Raw genomic sequence first — 24,261 nt, 5'->3', positions numbered from 1 at the left:
AAAAAAACGCTAAGAACATTTTTGTGATGTTACTTAGCGTTTCTATTTTTAAATGAAATTTTAATTATAAAGTTTCAATTGCTTTCTGAATTCTAGAAATAGTTTCTTCTTTTCCAATAATTTCAACAATGTCAAATAGGTGAGGACCTTTAAGCGCTCCAACCAAACTTAGACGGAAAGGTTGCATTACTTTACCCATTCCGATTTCGTTTTTAGTTAACCAATCTTTCACGATTGTTTCAATATTTGCAGAAGTAAAATCTTCGATATTTTCTAAAACAGAAATCAGTTCCTGCATTAAAGTAGGAGTTTCTTCTTTCCAGTTTTTGCTTGCTTTCTCATCATAAGATGTTGGCGCTTGGAAAAAGAAATCTGTCAAATCCCAAAATTCTGAAACGAAATTTGCTCTTTCTTTAATCAACGAAACAATTCTAGTTAGATCATATTTAGAAATATCAATGCCTTTTTCTTCTAAAATAGGAGAGAAGGTTTTTGCTAAATCTGCGTCATTTTGTTTTATTAAATATTGGTGGTTGAACCATTTATTTTTCTCTGGATCAAATTTTGCTCCAGCTTTGTGAACTCTATTTAAGTCAAAAGATTCAGCTAATTCTTCTAAAGAAAATAATTCTTTATCAGTTCCATCATTCCATCCAAGTAAAGCTAAGAAGTTTACAACTGCTTCTGGAAAAAATCCTTTTTCTCTATAACCAGATGAAATTCCTTCTTCAGTTTTCCATTCTAATGGAAATACTGGAAATCCCATTTTGTCTCCATCTCTTTTTGATAATTTTCCATTTCCAACTGGTTTTAAAATCAAAGGTAAATGTGCAAATTCTGGAGCTTCCCAACCAAATGCTTTGTATAATAAAACGTGAAGTGGCATAGAAGGCAACCATTCTTCACCACGAATTACGTGTGAAGTTTCCATCAAATGATCATCCACAATATTGGCTAAATGGTAAGTTGGCATTCCGTCACTTTTGAAAAGAACTTTATCATCCAAAAGATTAGTTTCAAACTTAACATCTCCACGAATGATATCTTTCAAATGCAAAGTTTCATCAACAGGAGTTTTAAAACGGATTACATAATGTTCTCCATTTGCAATTCTTTTAGCAGTTTCTTCTGCAGAAATTACTAAAGAGGTATCTAACTTTTCACGATTGTGGTGATTGTAAATAAATGTTTTTCCTTCAGCTTCGTGTTGTTTTCTATGTGCATCCAAAGCTTCCGGAGTATCAAAAGCATAATATGCCCAACCAGAATTGATCAATTGATCTGCATATTGCTGGTATAAATCTTTACGTTCGCTTTGTCTGTATGGACCAAATTTTTCATTTTTTCCAACTGTTTCTTCAGGAGCAATTCCTAACCATTCAAGAGCTTCCATAATGTAAGCCTCTGCACCTGGAACAAAACGAGTCTGATCTGTATCTTCAATTCTCAGATAAAAAACACCATTATGTTTCTTTGCAAATAAATAATTAAATAAGGCAGTACGAACTCCGCCAATATGTAACGGTCCAGTCGGACTTGGTGCAAAACGCACACGAACTTGCTTTGACATTTGTTTAAAATTTTGTTGCAAAGATACGATATTAGTCAAAAGCCAAAAGTCGAAAGTTTGAAAGGTTTTTAGCTGTGTGCTAAACTTTTGACTTTCGACTTTTGACTTTCAGACTTATTGTTATAATTACTACTTTTATAGGTTATAATTAAAACAGATTTAATTTTGAAAACATCATCTGCTATATATCAAAAGTTAGAAGCTTTCATTAAGAAATATTATACCAACGAACTGATAAAAGGGATATTACTTTTTACTGGTTTTGGGTTATTATATTTTCTATTTACGCTTTTTGTAGAGTACTTTCTTTGGTTGAAACCTTTGGGAAGAACTTTTCTATTTTGGTTATTTATTGGAGTTGAAGTTTTCCTTTTGGTCCGTTTAATTATCTTCCCATTGTTTAAATTATTCAAACTTCAAAAGGGAATTGATTATACTCAAGCTTCTAAAATTATTGGAAATCATTTCACAGAAGTGAGCGACAAGCTAACTAACTTTTTGCAATTGTCTTCTGAAAATAATACTGAAAGTTCAGAATTGGTTTTGGCTTCAATTGAGCAAAAAGCAAATTCTTTACAACCAATTCCATTTGGAAATGCTATCAATTTTAAAGCTAACAAAAAATACTTGCCATTAGCTTTAGTTCCAATTTTACTTTTTGCAGTGTTTTATATTTCTGGAAATAGCAATATTATTTCTCAAAGTTTGAATAGAGTAGTGCATTTTAATTCTGCATTTTTACCACCAGCTCCTTTTAAGTTTGTGGTTTTGAATTCGAATTTGCAAGCTGAACAAAATAAAGATTTCGTTATCAAAATGGAATCTGTTGGAAATGTAGTTCCTGAGAATGTTATGATTCATATTGGAAATGAAAGCTATTTTATGGAATCTTCTCAACCTGGAAAGTTTGAATTTAACGTGGAGAAACCAACTGAGAATATTCAATTTTCTTTTGAAGGAAATTCTGTTGTTTCAGAAGAATACGAATTGAAAGTAATCACAGTTCCGTCAATTGCAAACTTCGAAATGGTTTTGAATTTTCCTTCTTATCTAAAGAAAAAATCAGAAATAATTCAAGGAACTGGAAATGCAATTGTACCAGAAGGAACGACTGTAACTTGGAAAATGAATACCAAATCTACACAGGAAGTAGCATGGAAAAGAGATAATGAAGTATTTAAGTTCAATAAGGTTGAAAATGACTTTAAATTTAGTAAAAATATTAGTCAAAATACAGAATATCAAATTCTTACGTCTAACGATAAGGTTAAAAACTACGAAAAACTCGATTATCAGCTCTCTGTAATCAAAGATCAGTTTCCAACTATCAATGTTGGTCCTGCGCCTGATAGTTTGAAGCTAGATAAGAACTATATTCTAGGAAGATTAGGTGATGATTATGGACTTTCTAAATTACAAATTGTGTATTACGAGCGTAACAAACCACAATCTGCAAAGCGTGGAAACATTCCTGTTAAGGCTGGAGTATTCGATCAGTTTGTTTTTAATTTTCCAAGTAACCTTCCTGTAGAAGAAGGTGTTTCATATGAATACTATTTTGAGGTTTTTGATAACGATGCACCACATGGTTTTAAGAGTACAAAGTCTTCTACGTTTTCAGATCGTGTAGCTACAACAGATGAAATTCAAGATCAGGAATTACAACAGCAGAATCAAAACATTAATAGTTTATCTAAATCTTTGAAGAACCAAACGAAGCAGATTTCAGAAATGGATAAGCTTCAGAATACAGGAAAAGAAAAAGATAATTTAGAGTTTAAAGATCAGCAGAAGATCAATGATTTTATCAAACGTCAGAAACAGCAAGACGAAATGATGAAACAGTTTTCTGAGAAAATGAACCAGAACTTAGATAAATTCAAAGATGATAAGAAAGATAAAACAGCTGATGATTTGCAAAAGCGTTTAGATAATGCACAGAAAGATCTTGAAAAGAATCAGAAATTGTTAGATGAATTGAAGAACTTAAACGATAAATTAAACAGTGAAGAACTGTTTGATAAGATGGAAAAGTTCAAACAAATCAGTAAAAACCAATCTCGTAATTTAGAACAATTGGTTGAGTTGACCAAACGTTTTTATGTTTCAAAGAAAGCAGAGCAGGTTGCTGAGAAACTAAATAAACTGTCAGAACAACAGGAACAGTTATCAAGTAAAGAGAAAGAAAATACGAAAGAGAAGCAGGATGAAATTAATAAATCTTTTGATAAGATTCAGGAAGATTTAAAAGATTTGAAAGAAGAAAATAAGACTTTAAAGAAACCTTTAGATATTCCATCTGATGCTTCAAAAGAGAAGGATCTAGACAATGATCTTAATAAAGCTTCAGAAGAATTGAGCAAAAAGAACACTTCTGCTGCTAAGCCAAAACAGAAAAGCGCAGCGAAGAAAATGAAGTCTATGGCTCAGGAAATGCAGAGCGAAATGGAAGGTGGAGAACAAGAGCAATTAGAAGAAGATGTAGCAATGCTTCGTCAAATTTTAGATAATCTTTTAGCTTATTCTTTGTCGCAAGAAGATGTGATGAAACAGTTCAAAGCAATGAAATTGGGTTCTTCTACATTTACAAAAAACATCAAGATTCAACAGAATTTGAAACAGCAGTTTAGACATGTTGATGACAGTTTGTTTGCACTTTCATTACGTAACCCAAAGGTAGCAGAAGATGTTACTAAAGAAATTGGAAACGTTCAATACAACATGGACAAGGCGATTGAAACTTTAACGGATGTTCAGATTCCTAGAGGTGTTTCACACCAGCAATATGCGGTTTCATCTGCCAATAAGTTAGCAGATTTCTTAAGTGATTTATTAAATAATATGCAGATGTCTATGCCTAAACCCGGAGCTGGAAAACCTAAACCTGGAGACGGACAAGGAATGCAATTACCAGATATTATTCAGAAACAAAAGGGACTTGCCGATAAGATGAAAGAAGGTATGAAACCTGGTCAACAACCTGGAGATAAACCTGGAGAAGGAAAAGATGGAAAGTCTGGTCAAGGAAAAGACGGGCAGGGTAAAGAAGGACAAGGAAATAAAAGTGGAGATAAAGGTTCTTCTGGTAAAGATGGTAAGAATGGAAAAGGAGAACAAAAAGGCAATGAAGGTGAAGATGGAGAAGGAGATGCAGAAGCTATAATGGAGATTTATAAAGAGCAAGTTAAACTTAGAGAAGCGCTTCAAAAAGAATTAGCAAAGAAAGGTTTAGATTCTCAAGGGAAATCTGTGATAGACCAAATGAAACAATCTGAAAAGCAAATTTTGAATAAAGGTTTCAAGAATGAGAACCTGCAACGTATCTTAAACATCCAGCAAGAATTATGGAAATTAAACAACGCAGTTCAGCAACAAGGCCAAGATACACAAAGACAATCTGAAACTAATAAGACTGAATTTACTAATCGTTCCAATGCTTTGCCTAGTTCGTTATTGGAATATTTAAACAGTGTAGAGATATTAAACAGACAATCACTACCTTTGCGCTCGAATTTTAATCAAAAAGTTCAAGAATACTTTAATACAAAATGATAAATTTTAATTACGAAACAGATTTTACTTTAGGAGACGAGCAGGTTTTTAGTGACTGGCTAAGTGCTGTAATTGTTTCTGAAAATAAGAACGAAGGAGAAATCAATTATATATTTTGTGATGATGAGTATCTTCATAAAATCAATGTTGAATATTTAGATCACGACACTTTAACTGATATAATTAGTTTTGATTATTCAGTTGGTAACGAGTTAAATGGAGATATTTTTGTTTCTGTAGAACGCATTGCAGATAATGCAAAAGACTTCAATGTTTCATTTGCTGAAGAACTTAAAAGAGTGCTATCTCATGGTATACTACATTACTGTGGATACAAAGATAAGTCAGAGGAAGAAGCTCAATTAATGAGACAGAAAGAAGAAGAGAAAATGAAGATGTTTCACGTGGAATAGTAATTAAACATCTTTTTAATAGATATGTTCCACGTGAAACGTTTCGGTTTTTAAATTTTTGTAACGTTCCACGTGAAACATATCTGAAGAGAATAAAAGAATTTAAAGCGTTCCACGTGGAACGTTAATGTAAAGAATTTGAATAAAAGATTAAATCGTTCCACGTGGAACGATTTTTTAAATTTGAATTTAAAAGAAAAAGAATAGATGTTTCACGTGGAACATGATTTTAAAATGTTCTTTGGAAGTTTAGAATAGAAGTTTAGAATAGAAGTTTAGAAATGTTTCACGTGAAATATTTATTATGAAGATTCTGTTTCGGAGTTCTGATTTGAAAGTTCTATTTGAAAGTTCTATTTGAAAGTTCTGTTTTAAAAAAAAAACGTGAAACGTTTTTATTTGTTTTCGAATTTGAAGATATCAGTTTGCAGGTTTCAGTTTGAACTTGAAACCTGAAACTTGAAACCTGAAACAAAAATAAAAGTTCCACGTGGAACAAGAAAAATATAAATGTAATTCTAGAAACCGCGTTAGCGGTTTTTGGAGAATAATAAAACAAAATGTTTTTAGAAGAATACGATGTTATTGTGGTTGGTGCAGGCCATGCTGGTTCTGAAGCTGCGGCTGCGGCTGCAAATTTGGGATCGAAAACTTTATTGGTTACAATGAGTTTGCAGAACATAGCACAGATGTCTTGTAATCCTGCGATGGGTGGAATTGCAAAAGGACAGATTGTTCGTGAAATTGATGCGCTTGGTGGGTATTCAGGAATTGTTTCAGATAAAACTGCGATTCAGTTCAAGATGCTGAACAAATCAAAAGGACCTGCAATGTGGTCGCCGAGAGTTCAAAGTGATAGAATGCGTTTTGCAGAAGAATGGAGAATGATGTTGGAGGCAACTCCAAATCTTGATTTTTATCAAGAGATGGTTAAAGGATTGATTATTGAAGATGGAAAGATAAAAGGAATTAGAACTTCGCTTGGTGTGGAGATTCGTTCTAAATCTGTGGTTTTGACGAATGGTACTTTTTTGAATGGTTTAATTCATATTGGTGAAAAACAATTCGGAGGAGGTAGAGCAGGAGAAAGCGCTGCAACCGGAATTACCGAAGATTTGATCAAAGCAGGTTTTGAAGCTGGAAGAATGAAAACAGGAACGCCACCTCGAGTAGATGGGCGTTCTTTGGATTATTCTAAAATGAATGAAGAAAAAGGAGATGCGAAGCCAGCTAAGTTTTCTTATTCTGATGTGACCGCTCCATTAACGCATCAGCGTTCTTGTTACATGACGTACACTTCTTTGAATGTTCATGATATTTTGAGAGAAGGTTTTGATCGTTCTCCAATGTTCAACGGAAGAATTAAAAGTTTAGGACCAAGATATTGTCCGTCTATTGAAGATAAAATAAATCGTTTTGCAGATAAAGAGCGTCACCAATTATTTGTTGAGCCAGAAGGATGGAATACTTGCGAAGTTTATGTAAACGGATTTTCAACTTCGCTTCCAGAGGATATTCAATTTAAAGCGCTTCGTTCTGTAGCAGGTTTTGAAAATGTGAAATTCTTTAGACCGGGTTATGCAATCGAATATGATTTCTTTCCGCCAACGCAATTGAAACATACTTTAGAAACGAAGTTGGTTGAAGGTTTATATTTTGCGGGACAAATTAACGGAACGACAGGATATGAAGAAGCAGCTTCTCAAGGTTTGATGGCTGGAATAAACGCGCATTTAAAAGTGCATGAAAAAGATCCATTGATTTTAAAACGTGACGAAGCGTACATTGGAGTTCTAATTGATGATTTAATTACGAAAGGAACAGAAGAACCGTATCGTATGTTTACATCAAGAGCAGAGTATAGAACTTTGTTGCGTCAGGATAATGCCGATTTCAGATTGACTCCAATGTCATATGAAATTGGTTTAGCTTCTGAAGATCGTTTACGCAGAATGGAAAAGAAATTAAACGAATCTGAAAAGATGGTTCAATTCTTTAAAGAAACAAGTGTAAGTATTGCAGAAACCAATCCTATTTTGGAGGCAAAAGAATCTGCTCCGATTTCGCAAGGAGATAAAATGTTCAAGATTTTTTCTCGTCCACAGATTGAATTGGAGGATATGTTGAAATTTGAAAAGGTTTCAGCTTATATTGAAGAAAATAATCTGGATGAAGAAATTGTAGAGCAGGCAGTAATTCAAGTAAAATATTCTGGTTATATCGAAAAAGAAAGAAATAATGCAGATAAACTAAATCGCTTGGAAGAAGTAAAAATCCCGGATAATTTTGATTACAACAAAATCAAATCAATGTCGATTGAAGCAAAACAGAAATTAAGCAAGATTCGTCCTGTAACCATTTCTCAAGCTTCAAGAATCAGCGGAGTATCGCCAAGCGATATTTCCGTTCTTTTGATTTATATGGGAAGGTAAATAAAGTTTGCAGTCTCAATTTTCAGTTTTCAGTTTGTACTGAGACTGTAAACTGGGACTGAAGAGTATTAAATGTTCCACGTGAAACTATAATGCTTTTAGGTTTTATTTCAGAATCTAGAATAAATCTAAAATCTAAAGCCAAAAATCTTAGATTGTAACTGTTCCACGTGAAACCTTTTGGTAAAAGAAAATTGTTTTTTTAATGCAATTGGAATTATTAACCGTTTCAGATGCAAATAAAAATCAGATTTGAAAAGGAAATTATTTTGCAAAAGGATAAGTAAAGTAGATTTGCAATTATGTTGAATTATCAATTTTGAAGGAATCAAAAAGAATCAAAAAGAATTTAGAAGAATCTAGAAGAATAAAATGAAAAACAAAAAATCCTAAAAGCGATAAAATTTCGTTTTTAGGATTTGCTATAAATTAAACCCAAATATCTATAAATTTAAAAAATGAACGTTTTAAACAAAAAACACTTTCTTACGGTAAAAGACCATTCTGTTTCAAAAGAAATTTTTGATTTGTATTACGATGAAGAATTAGATATGCTAATTACTTCTCCACAACCTGAACTTCAAAATTTGGGTAAATATTACGAAAGCGAAGATTATATTTCGCATACAGATAACAAACGTTCGTTATTTGAAAAAGCATATCATTTTGTAAAAAATATTGCGCTTAAGAATAAATTGAATCTAATCAATAGCCAGCAATCGAAAAAAGGAAAACTTTTGGATATTGGAGCCGGAACTGGAGATTTTCTTCTAACAGCAAAAAATGACGGTTGGGAAACCATTGGAGTAGAACCAAGCGATCGAGCAAAAAATATTGCTAAAGAAAAAGGAATTTCATTTGTAGAAGAAACTAGCACTTTAGAAAGTAATTCTTTGGATGTAATTACAATGTGGCATGTTTTGGAACACGTTCCAAATTTAGAACTTCAGATTCAAGAATTAAAGCGTTTGTTAAAACCAACTGGAACATTAATTATTGCGGTTCCAAACTATAAATCGTTCGATGCGGGTCATTATGAAACTTTTTGGGCTGCGTATGATGTGCCGATTCACTTTTGGCATTTTTCAAAAAAATCAATTCAATTGCTTTTTGAAAGAGTGGATATGAAATTAGAAAAGATACTTCCAATGAAGTTTGATTCTTTTTACGTAAGCCTTTTATCCGAAAAATATAAAAATGGAAAAATGAATTACATCAAAGCTTTTTTCATTGGTTTAAAATCAAATTGGAAAGCAAAAAGCTCAAAGGAATATTCATCGCATATTTACGTTTTAAAAAACAAATAAAAATCAAAAATCATTTAAAGCCGTTTTGCCTCTAAAAGACAAGATGGCTTTTTTTAGCTAATCCAAAACAAGACAAAAAACACCTAAAATATGGCGATAACATTGGTTTATGGCTATATTTTTTTCGATAAATAAAAACAATATCATAAATTTTACGCATTTTTTAAACTTTATGTTGATGCTATTGATTTTTTTATATTTTTGTCTTCAATACTTAAAAAAATAGAATTATAAAAAATGAAAAAAGCATTAGTTATTATCGCACTTTCAGTTTTCGCAGTTTCTTGTAACAAAACAGCAGAGGTAAAGGAAGTAAAAACAGCTTACGTGGATACTTCGGTTTTGATGAAAGAATACACTGAGGCAAAAGATTTAGAGGCAAAGTATAAAGCTCAAGCGGAAGAAAAAGGTAGACAATTACAAGCTGAGATTTCACGTTTTAAACAAGACGCTGCTAGTTTTCAAAGTCAGGCACAAGCAAACGGTCAAGCTTGGGCACAGCAAAGAGGTGCTGAATTGCAAAAAAGAGAGCAGCAATTAGGTTATGCACAACAAGCATTGGCTCAACAATTACAACAAGAAAGTGGTGTTGAGATGGATTCTCTTGTTAGTGGAGTTAAAAAATTCATTAAAGATTACGGAAAGAAAAACGGTTACTCTTACATCTACGGAACAGGAGATGCTGCAACAATTTTGTATGCTGAAGAGAAATACGATATCACAAAAGAAATTATCAAAGCTTTAAATGATAAATACAAAGCAGAGCCAAAGACAGATGCAAAACCAGCAGCTGAAGCAAAAGAAGGCGAAGCAAAAAAATAAAAACTACCAAACTAACTAAATTACTGAAAACCTAAATCCACTAAGATTTAGGTTTTTTCTTTTTATAAAAATGCGGTAATTTTATTTCTTTAATACAAGCCCAATGCAGAACGTTTCAGAAGCGGCAGCTTATACTTTGCAATTCATCAATCAGACTCAAAAATCTATTTTCCTTACGGGAAAAGCAGGTACTGGAAAAACTACGCTTTTGCGTGAAATCATCGCAACAACGCATAAAAATACTGTGGTCGTTGCACCAACAGGAATTGCTGCTTTGAATGCTGGAGGTGTAACAATCCATTCTATGTTTCAGCTTCCGTTTTCTGCTTTTATTCCGTCTTACGAAGCGAGCGCACAATTTACAGAAACGGTAAAGTTTGAAAACAAAGAATCTTTGCGTCGTCATTTCAAAATGAATAACGTCAAGCGAAATGTAATCAAAAACATGGAGCTTCTGGTTATTGATGAAGTGAGTATGATGCGCGCCGATTTGTTGGATGCGGTCGATTTCATGATGCAGACTGTTCGAAGAAACACACAGCCTTTTGGCGGAGTCCAGGTTTTGTTTATTGGAGACTTGCTACAATTGCCGCCGGTTATTCGTGATGAAGAATGGCGAACGCTGAAAAATTATTACCGAGGGAAATTCTTTTTTCATTCTCATGTTCTCCAAACGTATCCGCCAATTTATATTGAATTGTCAAAAATCTATCGCCAGACCGATGATGCTTTTATTTCAGTTTTGAATAATTTGCGAAACAATCAGATCACGCCACAAGACATAGCTATTCTAAATCAATATGTTAAGCCAGATTTTGACTTTAAAGAGAACAAAGGCTATATAACGCTTACAACGCATAATGCTAAAGCTGATTCTATTAACTCACAGTCAATCAGTGATTTAGGTGGTAAAGAATATGTTTATACGCCATTTGTTGTAGGAGATTTTCCAGAAAAGATATTTCCTGTCGAGGAAGAACTGAAATTAAAAGTCGGCGCACAGATCATGTTCGTCAAAAACGATTTGTCTTTTGAGAAAAGATATTTCAACGGAAAAATGGGTATAATCAAATCGCTTTCAGATGAAGAAATCTTTGTTCATTTTCCAGAAGAGAACATGACGCTTGAAGTGGAAAAGTACGAATGGAAAAATATCCGCTACAAAGTCAACGAACAAACCAAAGATATCGAAGAAGAGGTTTTAGGAACTTTTGCGCATTATCCAATCAAGTTGGCTTGGGCCATCACGGTGCACAAAAGCCAAGGTTTAACTTTTGACAAAGCAGCGCTCGATGTATCGCAAGTTTTTCTGCCCGGACAGGCCTATGTAGCACTTTCGCGTTTGCGTTCGTTAGAAGGTCTTATTTTGCTTTCTCCGATGCAGATGAATGGTATTTCTAACGATCAAGATGTGATGGATTATGCTTTGAACAGAGCAACAGAAGAAACTTTGGAGAAAGCGCTTCACTTTGAAACTAAAAATTTTATACATAACTATTTGATAAACAGTTTTAATTGGGGAGAATTGGCGCAAGAATGGCGAAATCATCGTTTCAGTTATAACGAAAATGCAGCAGGTTCCGAAAAAACGAAACATGCAGTTTGGGCACATAAACGCATGGAAATTATGGAGCAGCTTTTAGATCCTTCGCAGAAATTCATTTCGCAACTCAATAAAATTTTCATCAAAGAAACGGTCGATTTGTTTTTTGTAAAAGAAAGGGTAGATGCGGCCTATGATTATTTCTTCAAACAAATGGATAAGTTGGTAGATGATCTGATTTACAAAATGGGTGAAATTCAAAAATTTAAAAAAGTAAAAGAGTTCTACGAAGAGCTTAACTTTTTGGAAGATCTCCAAACAAAAGCGGTTTTACGATTGATGAAAGCCAAGTTATTGATTGAAGTTGTTGTTGCCGGTGAAGAAATTAGTAAAGAAAAGCTTTCGTCGCCAAATATTAAAAATTACAAAACGAACAAAGCGGAAAGGATAAGAGAAGAGCTGAAAACGACAAATACAGACATTTTTAGGGCTGAAGAACCCGTTGTTCGATACAAATCAGCTAAGACAGAGAAAAACGAGCTTAAAACGGCTAAAAAAACGACAGTCGAAGAAACGTACGATTTGTGGATGGATAAAAATTCGGTTGAAGATATTGCGAGAATGCGTAAATTGAATGTTCAAACTATTGAGGGGCATTTGATACGACTTATTCAAGCGAAGAAAATTGAAATTACTGATGTTCTTCCGTATGATAAAATTTTGGCTTTGCGAGAAGCATTTCAGTTTTATCAAGAAGAATCTTTGAGCCCTTTGAAGGAAAAATATGGCGACGAATTTACCTGGGACGAATTGAAAATGTTCAAAGCGAGCATAAATTAATTTTTGGAGCGTCCTACGTGAAACACTGTTTTCTGTTTTTCAAAAATCTAATTTCTAACGCATTAAATTATTTTTGATATGAAAACATTTAAAATATTGCTAACAATTTTGGTGTTTAATTCTTCGTTTTTAATTGCTCAAGATTTGAAACCAGAATATCAAAAGTTCATTTCGAAGTTTATTCTGGAAGTGAAAAACAGCGATAAAGAAGCAATTGCAAAACGAATAAAATTTCCGTTCAAGCGAGAATATCCAATTCCGTCAGTGAAAGATAAAGCAGATTTTATAAAAAGATATAATCAAATTTTTGATAAAGTTTTGATTGAAAAAATAACAAAATCGGGTCCTGCAAAGGATTGGTCAGAAGTGGGTTGGCGTGGAATTATGCTCAATCAAGGTGATTTGTGGATCGATACTGATGGAAGAATCATCAGCATCAATCATCAATCTGATGAAGAACTGAAAATAAAAAATTCGCTGATTGCAGCACAGAAGAAAAATGTAAACTCTTTGATTTCAAATTTTAAAGAGCCGATTGCCATTCTTGAAACTTCAAAATTTAGAATAAGAATTGATGATTTGGGGAATAATAACTATCGTTACGTTTCTTGGGGAATCAAAAACAAAATGACCGACAAACCTGATTTAGTAATCGAAAATGGAATTTTTGTTGCAGATGGTACAGGCGGAAATCATCATTTCGAATTCAAAAAAGGAAACTTCAGATATGAGTGTCATTTTATTGTTTTAGGTGAAAAAAATTCGGCGCCTGCGGCATTAATAGTATATCAATCAGGAAAAGAGATTTTATCACAAGATGCTAAGATTGTTTCACGATAAACATTAAACATTGCGGAATATTAAGTTTTTAGATCAAAAAAAAATCCCGTTTCAGAAGAACGGGATTTTTTTGATTTATAGATTTTCGACCAGGATCCAAGCTTGTGGATTTTCGCCTTTTTGTATTTCTTTTTGAGCTTGCTCTGCTTCTTTCATAGTCGCATAGCTTCCGTATAAAACAGGAAATAATCCGTGTTTGTTTTCTTTCAACATTCTCGCTTTGAAACCATCTTTAATTAGTTGGTTATACGCTTTTCTTGCATTCTGCTCGCTTCTAAAAGCACCAGCCATAATGTGATATGGCATTGTTGTTTCGACAGTTTCAACTTTAGCAGAATCAACAGAAAGAGTTACAGCTGGAAGCGGACTTTTAATAAAGAAAGTTGCTTCTTGAATTTTGTTCTGTACTTTTTTCTGAACTGCTTGTTCTACAACAAGTGTTTGGTTATCAATTTGATTTTGATATAATGGGTAACCAATGCTTCCTGTAATTCCAAGTCCTAAAACAAGAATTGCAGCATATCGCAAGAACGGATTTGAAGATTTAGTTTCTTCTTCATTTTCGTATAATAAAACAGCATCTTTTTCTTTTGCCGCGATTTTTTCGATTTTTTTCTCGAAAGCTTCTTTTTTCACCATTGGCGAAACAAAAGGACTTAATCCGAAAGAAGTAGATAGAAAATTGGTTTGATCGTTTGGTTTAAAAACAATATTGCTTTCAGAATTTAAACGCAGCTCTCCAATGTTCTTTAAAAGAATCACGCCTTCTTCTTCCAATGTTTTTTTCCAGTTTAAAACCTCAAAAGCAATTGCGCTAACTGCAAAACTATAAGATGTTTTTTCTGCTTGTGCAATATGATTTGCCAACAATCCATCGTTATTTTTGATACGACTGTTGAAAGAAATGGTTTTTTTTGGAGGAAAAAACGAATTAGTGCTTTCATTCAGCTGCGCTGAGTGAGTTTCTGTTAAAAATGCACCAAATCCTGGAATCGTTACACACTGATAACGATACAATAACTGTGAGATATATACTTCGATTTTCATATTAACAAAGTTAGACAACGCGTATAGTTATCAAAATTTTATTCACAATTTTTATTAACAATTCCGAATTATTTTTAGACAATTCGTTTTCAGTATATTAACTTTTTATGTTTTCTTTCAAAACAAGGCACTTTAAAAATATTCTATAATTTTATTAAGAAATTACTTTGTTTTATAGATATTTGTGCCTTAAAAAAAGTAGATTTTATTTATCTATTTTACATAATGTTAAAACAAGATGACAGATCAAGAATTGTTTAATTTACTTGCCTTATTGAAGGTTGATGGAGTAGGAGATATAATGGGCAAAAAATTGCTTAATTCGTTTGGTGATGCCGATGCTATTTTTAAAGCAAAGAATTCTCAATTGGCTGCTGTTGATGGAATTGGATCTGTTTTATTGAAAAATATAAAAGATAAAAGTGTTTTTGAAAAAGCAGATAAAGAACTTTCATTTATAAAAAACAATAATATTCAGGTTTCGTTTTTTCAGGATGATAATTACCCAGAACGACTTAAACATTGCATTGATGCACCAATTCTGATATTTACTGCCGGAAATCTAGATTTTAAAAACAAAAAAATAATCAGTATCGTGGGCACACGGCAGATTACTTCTTATGGAACTGATTTTTGTAGAAAATTAATTGAAGATTTGGCTCCATTAGATCCAGTGATTGTAAGTGGATTTGCTTATGGAGTTGATATCGTAGCGCATCAGGCGGCAATGGATTTAAATTTACAAACTGTTGGCGTGCTGGCTCATGGTTTAAATCAGATTTATCCGAGAACTCATAAAAAGTATATGGCTAGAATGGAGGAGAATGGCGGATTTATTACTGAGTTTTGGAGCGATTCGAATCCAGATAAAGAGAAGTTTGTGCGTCGAAACCGTATTGTTGCTGGAATGACTGAAGCTACAATTGTTATAGAATCTGCCGATCGAGGTGGATCTCTAATTACTGCAAATATGGCCAACGAGTACAATCGTGATGTTTTTGCTGTGCCTGGAAGAGTTACAGATAAATACAGTCAAGGCTGCAATAATTTAATTAAAACCCAGAAAGCAAATGTGTTGACAGATGCCGCTGATTTAATATATATGTTAAATTGGGATATTAAAGAAAAAACAAAAAACATTCAGAAACAGCTTTTTGTGGAATTAGAATCTGAAGAACAGAAGGTTTACGATTTTCTTCTAAAAAACGGAAAAGAGTTATTAGATATCATTGCAATCGAATGTCAAATACCAATTTTCAAACTATCCGGAATTCTGATTGGTATGGAATTAAAAGGTGTTATTAGACCACTTCCTGGAAAACTTTTTGAGTCAATTTAACACAGAAAATCCTATACATTATTTTCTTGTAAAATGTTTGTACAATCGATATAAAATATAAATCAGCAGTAAGCCGAAAATTATATTTAAGATTTGAAATACATAAGAGGGAACATTGTAATCTTCAATATACTTATCCATTCTTTTTGTTTTTAAAAGATTAATATACTTGAAGTTACAAAAATATATGATAAAAGAAAAACGCTGAGCAATTTTAGTAATGTTCAGCGTTTTATAGAATATTGTTTTTTAAATTTATTTTTGAAATCCTAGAACCTCTCTAACTTTTGCCAAAACACCATCAGCAATAACCGAAGCTTTTGCAGCACCTTTTTTCAATAAAGCGTCAACTTCTTCAAGATTGTTGATGTAGTAATTATATTTTTCTCTTTCTGTTTTGAATTTTTCAGTAATCAATTCGAACAAAGCTTGTTTAGCGTGACCGTAACCATAATTTCCACCTAAATAATTTGCTCTCATTTGTGCGATTTGTTCTTCTGATCCTAACAGAGAATAAATTGCAAAAGCATTACAAGTATCAGGATTCTTTGGAGCTTCAAGTGGAGTTGAATCAGTTTCAATACTCATAACTTGTTTACGCAGAGTCTTATCGTCCAAGAAAATATTGATGATATTGTTTGCAGATTTACTCATTTTTCCTCCGTTTGTTCCTGGAATCAGCATAATATTCTCTTGAATTTTTGCTTCAGGAAGAACAAAAGTTTCACCCATTTGGTGGTTAAAACGAGCCGCAACATCACGAGTAATTTCTAAATGCTGTAATTGATCTTTTCCAACTGGAACAAATTCAGCATCATACAATAAAATATCAGCAGCCATTAACATTGGGTATGTAAAAAGTCCGGCATTAACATCATCCAAACGATCAGCTTTATCTTTGAAAGAATGTGCTAAAGTCAATCTTTGAAATGGAAAAAAACAGCTCAAATACCAAGTCAATTCTGTAGTTTGCACTACGTCTGATTGTCTGTAAAATGTAACTTTTTCAGGATTTAATCCGCACGCAAGCCAAGCCGCAGCAGTACTGTACGTGTTTTCTCTTAAAGTCTTTCCGTCTTTAATTTGAGTGATTGAATGCAAATCGGCAATAAACAAATAAGATTCGTTTGATGGATCATTTGATAATTCGATTGCCGGAATAATTGCTCCTAATAAATTTCCTAAATGCGGTGTTCCTGTACTTTGAACACCCGTAAGTATTTTTGCCATTCTCGTTTTTTCTGAAATGCAAAGTTCGTGAAGTTTTTTATAACCGCAAAGCACACAAAGATTTTACGCAAAGCACGCAAAGATTTTTTACTATGTTTTTTCAAAGATTTAAATGTTCTGCCACAGATTAAAAAGATTTTCACAGATTTCATAAAATCCATTTAATCATTTAAATCTGTGGCTAAGAACTTGCGCTCTTTGCGTAAAATCTTTGTGTGCTTTGCTGTTAAATTATTCACATTATAAATTGTTGCTAAATATTCATTTCTGTTTTCTTACTTTTGAATCTATGAAAATATTTAAAATTGCTTTTTGGATTCTTTGGAGAATTTGGTTTTACGTTTTGATGGCCATTCCAATACTGATTATGTTGCCTTTTCTGGTTATTTCTATACTTTCTGAGAAAGGATATCCATACTTCTTTAAAATGGCCCGCATTTGGGCTAAATTTATCCTTTTCGGAATGGGTTTCTTTTATACCGTAAAACGCGAGCAGAAGCTCGTTAAAGGGAAAAGTTACATGATAGTGGCCAATCATACTTCTATGACGGATATTATGCTTACGTTGGCTTTAATTAAAAATCCATTTGTTTTTGTTGGGAAGAAAGAGCTGGTAAAGATTCCGCTTTTTGGATTTTTCTATAAACGTACTTGTATTTTGGTTGACAGAAGTTCGTCTAAAAGTAAAAATGAGGTTTTTAAAAGAGCTCAAAACAGATTGAATCAAGGTTTAAGTATTTGCATTTTCCCAGAGGGCGGAGTTCCAGATGACGAAAGTATTTTGCTGGACGAGTTTAAAGACGGCGCATTCAGATTGGCAATCGATCATCAGATTCCGATTGTGCCTATTGTTTATCCAGATAACAAAGAGCGTTTTTCATATACTTTTTTGAGTGGAAGTCCAGGAAAGATGCGCGCTAGAATTTTACCTTTCGTAGAAACAAAAGGATTAACAAGTGACAACAGAAAAGAATTGAGAGATCAAGTTAGAAATATGATTTATAATGGTTTAGTGGATTATCAAAAGGAATAACCATAAAAACATTATGTAAAATACAGAAGCCGGTAGACTTAAAAGTTTACCGGCTTTTCTTTGAATTAAAAACCCCTATTTTTATTCAAAAGCTTATTATCTGTGAATTATCTTTTCTGAAATAAAACGCAATACTTTTTTAAATTTCAATTTGGTTTTTCTTCGGTTTTTATTGTACAACAATTCTATTTTTTCTTTCATGGTTAAAAATATTAATGGTTGATAATAAAGAGTTTAGTTAATAACTCAAGTTAATGTCACATTATTATAGATATCGAAAAATTAAAAAGGTTGCGTTGGAATTGAGGATAATTTGACAAAAACCCGTCAGTTTGAACAACCAACGGATTTTTTACTCAAATAACCAACCAATGTAAATTCTAAAAAAACCGAAATTGATATATGGCAGTACCAATTATAAACTGCTTTTTTATACAGATGGAAGGTTGGTAAAAAGGTTGCGTGAAAATTTCATTTTTTTATGTCAAAATAAAAAAGCCGAATGATTTTTTAGAATCATTCGGCTTTTAAGGCGTCTTTGTTGACTTATTTTTAGGCGTTTGCCAATTCTTTCATATGATCTTTAATTTTAACTTCCAGTTCGTCAGCTAGTTCTGGGTTGTCTTTAATTAAAGCTTTAACGGCGTCACGTCCTTGTCCTAATTTGGTGTCACCATAACTGAACCAAGATCCTGCTTTTTTAACGATATCAAATTCTACAGCTAGATCTAAGATTTCACCAGTTTTAGAAACTCCTTCTCCGTACATAATGTCAAATTCGGCAGTTTTAAAAGGTGGTGCCACTTTGTTTTTAACAATTTTAACTTTAGTTCTGTTACCAATTACATTTTCACCGTCTTTGATCTGAGCAGAACGACGAATATCTAAACGTACAGAAGCGTAAAATTTAAGTGCGTTACCTCCGGTTGTCGTTTCAGGATTTCCAAACATAACACCAATTTTTTCACGAAGCTGGTTGATGAAGAAAACTGTACAGTTTGTTTTACTGATAGTTCCAGTAAGTTTTCTCAAAGCTTGAGACATCAAACGTGCGTGAAGACCCATTTTAGAATCTCCCATTTCACCTTCAATCTCACTTTTTGGAGTTAAAGCTGCAACCGAGTCAATTACAACAATGTCTATAGCGCCAGAACGAATAAGATTTTCAGCAATTTCTAAAGCTTGCTCTCCGTTGTCTGGCTGAGAAATAATTAAGTTCTCGATATCAACATTTAATTTCTCTGCATAGTTTCTGTCAAAAGCGTGTTCCGCATCGATAAAAGCAGCAATACCACCAGCTTTTTGAGCTTCTGCAATTGCGTGAAGCGTCAAAGTAGTTTTTCCAGAAGATTCTGGACCATATATTTCGATAATTCTTCCTTTTGGATATCCGTTTACTCCAAGAGCTAAGTCAACACCTAGTGAGCCAGAAGAAATCGTTTCTACTTCTACAATGGCTTTATCGCCCATTTTCATTACGGTTCCTTTTCCGTAGGTTTTGTCAAGTTTGTCAAGCGTTAATTGTAGTGCTTTTAATTTGGCTTCTTTCTCTGAACTCATTTTTTTCTAAATATCTTAAATTATTATTTTGTCTTTCTGGATAAAAATAAGAAAATTCCTTAATAATCTTATTAGTCAGTTTTATAATTTGTAAAATTACTTCTTTTTTTGAAGTTTGATTGTTCCAAATTGTCACAAAATCGTTCTACAAAAACAAAGCCTTTAATTCTGTTGCATCTGTTGGTTTTATTTTACCAGCTAGCAATAAACTCAATTGTTTACGACGTAGTGCAGCCTCAAAGCGCTGAATTTCCAATTCAGTTTCTGGTACAATTGCTGGAACTTCAACAGGTCTTCCTGTATCGTCTACCGCTACGAATGTATAAATTGCCTCGTTGGCTTTTGTTCTGTTTCCAGATTCGCGGTCTTCTACCCATACGTCTATAAAAACTTCCATAGAACTTTTAAAAGATCTGGAAACTTTTGCTTCTACAGTTACAACACTTCCAAGCGAAATAGCTCTGTTAAAAGCAACGTGATTTACAGAGGCCGTTACAACAATTCGACGCGAATGTCTGCGGGCCGCAATACTTGCCGCTCGGTCCATTCTGGCTAATAACTCACCGCCGAAAAGATTGTTTAAAGGATTTGTTTCGCTCGGTAAAACCAAATCAGTTAAAATAGTTAGGGATTCTGAAGGATGTTTTGGATTCATTTTTTTAATAAAATTTGTTTTAACGCCCCAAAAAGGGCTTTTTTGTCACAGATTTCACAGATTAAAATGATTAAATAAATCTGTGAATCCCGATAGCTATCGGGAGTGGCATATTTTAATTCAACCAATAAACAGCCATTACAGCTGGTATAAAATATATAACAATGGTTCTTGCACCATCGTAATCTTTCGCAAGTCTTTGTCCGAAAAGCATCATTAGCAAACAGATGCAAGAAAATATAGCTCCATAAAAGCCAAATTCTCTGCCATTGTTTGTAAATAATTGAATTCCGCCCACAACGCATAAAATTCCTGAAATCAATTCTAAAATCAATAAATGCAATAGAGCCAGAGGAACTTGATTTTTTAAAGGTGTTTTGGCAAAGTGTTCTTTAAGCCAAGCAACATTATCTTTCCAGTAAAAAATTTTTTCGTAACCCGATTGTAAAAAAGTTAAAGCTAGAAAAGCTAAAAGTAAAATTGAGGCAACATTGTTCATTATGAATTATTTTTTATGAATTAAACGAGTCAATTTGATCGATAAATCGGTAAGGATTATTTTTGCATTTCCGTTTCTTTCAATGTGATACATCGCATCTGAAAGTTCTTTGAATATTTCGTGGATGTTGTTTCCGTTTACGAAAGGAGCAAAATTCTCCAATTTAAATTTATCCACTTTCGGTTCAATGTATACTAGACTTTGTGCTTGATAATTTAGCATAAGAGCTTGTCTAAACATTTCAATGCAGTATTGAATAAATTTTTTCTGGCTCTCACGTCCAAGCGCGGCAATCTGCTCGCTCCATGAAATTAAATCCTGAATAGCGGCGGCATTTCCTTTTGCTCTAAAAGCAGCTCGAACCCAATTGACAAACCATTGCTCAAAAGGAAGATCGTCATCGTCTTCTTTTAACAAGTGCAATGCTTTATTAAAATTTCCTTGCGCTTGATGTGCAATTTTTTTAGCTAAGTTTGGATCTATATTTTCTTTGGCAACCAAAGCTTCGGCTATTACTTTTTCAGGAAGTCCGTTAAAGTGAATAACCTGGCATCTTGAACGTATGGTTTGGATTATATCTTCTTCGTTTTCAGAAATCAGAATAAACATGGTTTTGTCTGACGGTTCTTCGAGAAGTTTTAGCAGTTTATTAGATGCGGCGATATTCATTTTATCGGCCATCCAGATAATCATGATTTTGTAACCGCCTTCATAAGATTTCAGCGAAAGCGATTTTAAAACTTCCTGTGCATCTTCTACACGAATTTCTCCCTGCTTGTTTTGAACGCCAAGAATTTTATACCAATCGAACAAACCTCCATAAGGCATTTCTTGAATGAAACTGCGCCAATCCTGAATAAAGTCTAAACTTTTAGGTTTTGTCTTTACGTCTTCGGTTGTAACGGTTGGATAAATAAAATGCAAATCGGGATGAGAGATGTTATCAAACTTTAGATTACAAGAATCATTTCCATTTGAATTTTCATCACCGGTATTATTGCATAAAATATATTGGGCATAGGCAATGGCCGTTATTAATGTGCCACTTCCTTCTGGACCAACGAATAATTGTGCATGAGGAATTCTACCAGAAGCAGCACTTTTTATCAAGTGGCTTTTGATGTAATCTTGACCTAAAATTTGAGAAAATTGCATTGCGCAAAGATAGAAGAAAATGTGTAGTCAAAAATTTTCAAGATAAGATTATTTCGAAGTTGGAATTTTCAAATTTGAGATTAAAGTCTTGGACTTGATTTTTTGATTTTTTTCATGCAGTTTCGACAGAAATTTGTTAATAAATATCTTCAAGTTAATAAACACCAAGATGTTTTTGTTAATATTTTTTTTCAAAATTCGACAAACGGAGCTGTTTTTTGATTATTTAAAGAGTTAATTTTTTATTTTTTATAGTTAATATCTTACGGTTTTTATATAAACATTTTAACAAAATGCCCGTTAAAACGCACATTTTCTCGACATAACGCTGGTTTTTAAGGTTTTTTTAAGGAAATTTTTTGAAAAAAAAATCCATTACAGTTGTAATTTAAGTTAATTTCTATATTTTTGTTTTTATCAACAACCAATTATAAAATAAGAATCTATGAAAGGGAAAATTATTCTATTTAGTGCTTTTTTTATCTTAACTACTGCGGCTGCTTCAGCACAAGCTAAAAACGCACCGAGAAGTATTATCAGTACAACTGCTCTTATCAGAAAATACCATGATCAAAAAGAATTAAGTGGTATGCAAAAAGGAGAACTTTTGGAATTATACATCGAGCGTATTAAAGTATTAGTTAAAACTCTCCCTTACATTGCTTTGGTTACTAAACCAGGTGTTACTATGGCAGACTTAGGTATTCCAGACGATAACGAACACAAAAAAGTATTAGATGCTCAGGCAGTTGGTACAACAACTTTCTTGGATACGACGGTAGATTTTCAAAGAAAAATGATGCCTTACTCTGATAAAGGAAATCTAATCGCTGCAATCTTATTCTACGAAAGTACATTGAAATCATTACACGAGTTCAACGATTTGAACGAAATGTAATAAAGCATTTTTTAAAATCTTTTTTGAGAAAGTCTGGTGAATACCAGCTAGACATTCTTAAAAAACAAAATAAAAAAAAACAACTCATTCTCGAGGGTCCTGAAAATTTCAGAAAACTCGAGAAGAGTTTTTGCATTTACGCATACCCAAATTTATTATTAACCGTAATACCCCCCTTATCATGAAAAAAATTACTCAATTGATCTGCGTTCTTTTGACAGTTGCGAGTATGAATGCTCAACAAGAGAAAGGAATTATGGGCTACACCAATTGGTTAAACAACTGGACTGAGTTTAAGCCTAACAAAGTTGATTATGGAGAAGCAAACCAAATTTTGGCAGGAAATATTTCTGTTAATACCAAATTGCTGAAAAGAAATATCTACGTTTTGCAAGGAAACGTTTATGTTACAAACAATGCTGTTTTAACTATCGAACCAGGAACAGTAATTATTGGTGATTTCGAAACAAAAGGAACATTGGTGATCACAAAAGGTGCACAATTAGTAGCTGATGGTTTAGAAACAGATCCAATCGTATTTACTTCAAACCGCAGCATGAAAAAAGCTGGAGACTGGGGTGGTATTGTAATTCTTGGTGATGCTCCAATTAATAAATTTGGAAATGTAGGTTCTTATAACCTAGATCTAGATCCAACAATGACTACTTACGGTGGAGACAACGTAGCTTCAAACTCAGGAATTTTAAGATTCGTAAGAATCGAATTTGCTGGTAAAAAAGTAAAAGGAGCTGATACTTTCAACGCTTTAACTTTAGCAGCTGTTGGTAACAAAACAATTTTAGAAAACATCATGGTAAGTTACGCTGGTGGAGATTCTTTCGGAATCTTAGGTGGTGACTTAAATGCTACAAAATTCGTTTCTTATAAATCAGTTAACGATGACTTTAAATTCTCTCAAGGAGTTCAATGTCGTTTCTTCAACTCTTTAGCAGTTAGATCTTCTTACTTCTCAAGTACTAAAGACGGATCTCGTTGTATGGAGGTTAAATCTTATGAAAAGAAAAGTGAAACAGATTTCACTAAAAAACAAACTTTAGTTGTTGCAAGTAATATTACAATGGTTAATGACAGTGAAAACATTAATGCTGACATTCAAGCAGGATTAGTAAAAGAGGCTGTTTATGTAGCCGAAAATGCTTCTCTTGAAATGAAAAGAAGTGTAATCTCTGGATTCAACCCTGCAGTATTATTAGACAGCAAAACTGAAATCAATGATGCCAACCTTAAAAAAATCAAATTTGAGGAAATGTATTTCAATTTATGTAAAGGAAACATCTTTACTGAATACAATTCTAACAATGAAGATTTAGAGAGCTGGTATGGAAACCCTGTGTTTTTCAATGTTATGTCACAAAGTGACAACAAAGAAACATTCATTGATATCTTCAATCCTAAAAAACCAGATTTCAGATTACAATTAGGAAAAATCACAGCTTCTAGCGGTAACAAATAAATAGTTTCGATTTTTATTTCCCTCGCGTAAATTTTATTAATTAAGTCCCCAG

General features: G+C 33.1%; 19 protein-coding genes. 11 read left to right on the top strand and 8 right to left on the bottom strand.

The genetic code is table 11. From position 1 onward, the window contains the following. Positions 1-64: 64 nt before the first annotated feature. Positions 65-1,570, bottom strand: coding sequence for a glutamate--tRNA ligase (gene gltX, locus OZP10_RS08940; protein WP_281634355.1), 1,506 nt, complete (start codon positions 1,568-1,570; stop codon positions 65-67). 165 nt (positions 1,571-1,735) lie between these two features. On the opposite strand from gltX, the gene OZP10_RS08935 reads away from it, so the two are divergent. From OZP10_RS08935 to OZP10_RS08905, 7 genes are all read left to right on the top strand, one after another. Beyond that, positions 1,736-5,122: a collagen-like domain-containing protein gene (locus tag OZP10_RS08935; RefSeq protein ID WP_281634354.1), complete on the top strand. Its 3,387-nt coding sequence runs from the start codon at positions 1,736-1,738 to the stop codon at positions 5,120-5,122. Next, positions 5,119-5,535 (top strand): rRNA maturation RNase YbeY, encoded by a 417-nt coding sequence (ybeY, locus tag OZP10_RS08930; protein ID WP_281634353.1) that lies wholly within the window; start codon positions 5,119-5,121, stop codon positions 5,533-5,535. Before OZP10_RS08935 ends, ybeY begins: the two co-directional genes overlap by 4 nt. A 560-nt stretch (positions 5,536-6,095) precedes the next feature. After that, positions 6,096-7,967: a tRNA uridine-5-carboxymethylaminomethyl(34) synthesis enzyme MnmG gene (gene mnmG, locus OZP10_RS08925; RefSeq protein ID WP_281634352.1), complete on the top strand. Its 1,872-nt coding sequence runs from the start codon at positions 6,096-6,098 to the stop codon at positions 7,965-7,967. 458 nt (positions 7,968-8,425) lie between these two features. Beyond that, positions 8,426-9,274 carry a class I SAM-dependent methyltransferase gene (locus OZP10_RS08920; protein WP_201999230.1) on the top strand — a complete coding sequence of 283 codons (849 nt, stop codon included), beginning with the start codon at positions 8,426-8,428 and terminating at the stop codon, positions 9,272-9,274. 237 nt (positions 9,275-9,511) lie between these two features. Then, positions 9,512-10,096, top strand: a complete 585-nt coding sequence (locus tag OZP10_RS08915) for an OmpH/Skp family outer membrane protein (RefSeq protein WP_177211528.1) — start codon at positions 9,512-9,514, stop codon at positions 10,094-10,096. A gap of 103 nt (positions 10,097-10,199) precedes the next feature. Further along, positions 10,200-12,479 carry a helix-turn-helix domain-containing protein gene (locus OZP10_RS08910; protein ID WP_281634351.1) on the top strand — a complete coding sequence of 760 codons (2,280 nt, stop codon included), beginning with the start codon at positions 10,200-10,202 and terminating at the stop codon, positions 12,477-12,479. A 78-nt stretch (positions 12,480-12,557) separates the two neighbouring features. Next, positions 12,558-13,319, top strand: a complete 762-nt coding sequence (locus tag OZP10_RS08905; protein ID WP_281634350.1) for a hypothetical protein — start codon at positions 12,558-12,560, stop codon at positions 13,317-13,319. 75 nt (positions 13,320-13,394) lie between these two features. Here OZP10_RS08905 and OZP10_RS08900 read toward each other — a convergent pair whose 3' ends face one another. After that, a complete protein-coding gene (locus tag OZP10_RS08900) occupies positions 13,395-14,366 on the bottom strand; it encodes an HU domain-containing protein (RefSeq protein ID WP_281634349.1) in 972 nt (323 codons plus the stop codon). Between the two features lie 238 nt (positions 14,367-14,604). On the opposite strand from OZP10_RS08900, the gene dprA reads away from it, so the two are divergent. Beyond that, entirely contained in the window at positions 14,605-15,705 is a 1,101-nt protein-coding gene (dprA, locus tag OZP10_RS08895) for a DNA-processing protein DprA (protein WP_281634348.1), read from the top strand. Positions 15,706-15,723: 18 nt separating this feature from the next. On the opposite strand, the gene OZP10_RS08890 is transcribed toward dprA, so the two are convergent. Then, positions 15,724-15,846 (bottom strand): hypothetical protein, encoded by a 123-nt coding sequence (locus OZP10_RS08890; RefSeq protein WP_281634347.1) that lies wholly within the window; start codon positions 15,844-15,846, stop codon positions 15,724-15,726. Between the two features lie 114 nt (positions 15,847-15,960). After that, positions 15,961-16,935 carry a tryptophan--tRNA ligase gene (gene trpS / locus OZP10_RS08885; protein WP_281634346.1) on the bottom strand — a complete coding sequence of 325 codons (975 nt, stop codon included), beginning with the start codon at positions 16,933-16,935 and terminating at the stop codon, positions 15,961-15,963. A 289-nt stretch (positions 16,936-17,224) separates the two neighbouring features. Here trpS and OZP10_RS08880 point away from each other — a divergent pair, with 289 nt between their 5' ends. Further along, complete coding sequence (locus OZP10_RS08880; RefSeq protein ID WP_281634345.1) at positions 17,225-17,968, top strand: lysophospholipid acyltransferase family protein; 744 nt, start codon at positions 17,225-17,227, stop codon at positions 17,966-17,968. Positions 17,969-18,520: 552 nt separating this feature from the next. Here the strand turns inward: OZP10_RS08880 and recA are convergent. The 4 genes from recA to OZP10_RS08860 all read right to left on the bottom strand — a co-directional run bounded on the left by recA (position 18,521) and on the right by OZP10_RS08860 (position 21,837). Beyond that, positions 18,521-19,528: a recombinase RecA gene (recA, locus tag OZP10_RS08875; protein ID WP_281634344.1), complete on the bottom strand. Its 1,008-nt coding sequence runs from the start codon at positions 19,526-19,528 to the stop codon at positions 18,521-18,523. Positions 19,529-19,673: 145 nt separating this feature from the next. Then, on the bottom strand, positions 19,674-20,183 hold the full coding sequence (locus OZP10_RS08870; protein ID WP_177211537.1) for an acyl-CoA thioesterase: 510 nt from the start codon (positions 20,181-20,183) through the stop codon (positions 19,674-19,676). 115 nt (positions 20,184-20,298) lie between these two features. After that, entirely contained in the window at positions 20,299-20,682 is a 384-nt protein-coding gene (locus tag OZP10_RS08865) for a DoxX family protein (RefSeq protein ID WP_095930182.1), read from the bottom strand. A gap of 6 nt (positions 20,683-20,688) precedes the next feature. Next, positions 20,689-21,837: a DNA polymerase III subunit gene (locus OZP10_RS08860; protein ID WP_281634343.1), complete on the bottom strand. Its 1,149-nt coding sequence runs from the start codon at positions 21,835-21,837 to the stop codon at positions 20,689-20,691. A 445-nt stretch (positions 21,838-22,282) separates the two neighbouring features. On the opposite strand from OZP10_RS08860, the gene OZP10_RS08855 reads away from it, so the two are divergent. Both OZP10_RS08855 and OZP10_RS08850 read left to right on the top strand, forming a co-directional pair. Then, positions 22,283-22,735 carry a hypothetical protein gene (locus tag OZP10_RS08855; RefSeq protein WP_111368292.1) on the top strand — a complete coding sequence of 151 codons (453 nt, stop codon included), beginning with the start codon at positions 22,283-22,285 and terminating at the stop codon, positions 22,733-22,735. Between the two features lie 181 nt (positions 22,736-22,916). Beyond that, on the top strand, positions 22,917-24,209 hold the full coding sequence (locus tag OZP10_RS08850) for a hypothetical protein (RefSeq protein ID WP_281634342.1): 1,293 nt from the start codon (positions 22,917-22,919) through the stop codon (positions 24,207-24,209). The last annotated feature ends 52 nt before the right edge of the window (positions 24,210-24,261 follow it).

The organism is Flavobacterium luteolum, from assembly GCF_027111275.1.
GTDB classification, from domain to species: domain Bacteria; phylum Bacteroidota; class Bacteroidia; order Flavobacteriales; family Flavobacteriaceae; genus Flavobacterium; species Flavobacterium luteolum.
This window is presented reverse-complemented; position numbering and strand designations above follow the sequence as displayed.

Coding starts and splice junctions, on each gene's coding strand:
- gltX (WP_281634355.1), bottom strand. CDS start 1,570: ATGTCAAAGCAAGTTCGTGTGCGTTTTGCACCAAGTCCGACTGGACCG.
- ybeY (WP_281634353.1), top strand. CDS start 5,119: ATGATAAATTTTAATTACGAAACAGATTTTACTTTAGGAGACGAGCAG.
- mnmG (WP_281634352.1), top strand. CDS start 6,096: ATGTTTTTAGAAGAATACGATGTTATTGTGGTTGGTGCAGGCCATGCT.
- OZP10_RS08920 (WP_201999230.1), top strand. CDS start 8,426: ATGAACGTTTTAAACAAAAAACACTTTCTTACGGTAAAAGACCATTCT.
- OZP10_RS08915 (WP_177211528.1), top strand. CDS start 9,512: ATGAAAAAAGCATTAGTTATTATCGCACTTTCAGTTTTCGCAGTTTCT.
- OZP10_RS08910 (WP_281634351.1), top strand. CDS start 10,200: ATGCAGAACGTTTCAGAAGCGGCAGCTTATACTTTGCAATTCATCAAT.
- OZP10_RS08905 (WP_281634350.1), top strand. CDS start 12,558: ATGAAAACATTTAAAATATTGCTAACAATTTTGGTGTTTAATTCTTCG.
- OZP10_RS08900 (WP_281634349.1), bottom strand. CDS start 14,366: ATGAAAATCGAAGTATATATCTCACAGTTATTGTATCGTTATCAGTGT.
- dprA (WP_281634348.1), top strand. CDS start 14,605: ATGACAGATCAAGAATTGTTTAATTTACTTGCCTTATTGAAGGTTGAT.
- OZP10_RS08890 (WP_281634347.1), bottom strand. CDS start 15,846: ATGGATAAGTATATTGAAGATTACAATGTTCCCTCTTATGTATTTCAA.
- trpS (WP_281634346.1), bottom strand. CDS start 16,935: ATGGCAAAAATACTTACGGGTGTTCAAAGTACAGGAACACCGCATTTA.
- OZP10_RS08880 (WP_281634345.1), top strand. CDS start 17,225: ATGAAAATATTTAAAATTGCTTTTTGGATTCTTTGGAGAATTTGGTTT.
- recA (WP_281634344.1), bottom strand. CDS start 19,528: ATGAGTTCAGAGAAAGAAGCCAAATTAAAAGCACTACAATTAACGCTT.
- OZP10_RS08870 (WP_177211537.1), bottom strand. CDS start 20,183: ATGAATCCAAAACATCCTTCAGAATCCCTAACTATTTTAACTGATTTG.
- OZP10_RS08865 (WP_095930182.1), bottom strand. CDS start 20,682: ATGAACAATGTTGCCTCAATTTTACTTTTAGCTTTTCTAGCTTTAACT.
- OZP10_RS08860 (WP_281634343.1), bottom strand. CDS start 21,837: ATGCAATTTTCTCAAATTTTAGGTCAAGATTACATCAAAAGCCACTTG.
- OZP10_RS08855 (WP_111368292.1), top strand. CDS start 22,283: ATGAAAGGGAAAATTATTCTATTTAGTGCTTTTTTTATCTTAACTACT.
- OZP10_RS08850 (WP_281634342.1), top strand. CDS start 22,917: ATGAAAAAAATTACTCAATTGATCTGCGTTCTTTTGACAGTTGCGAGT.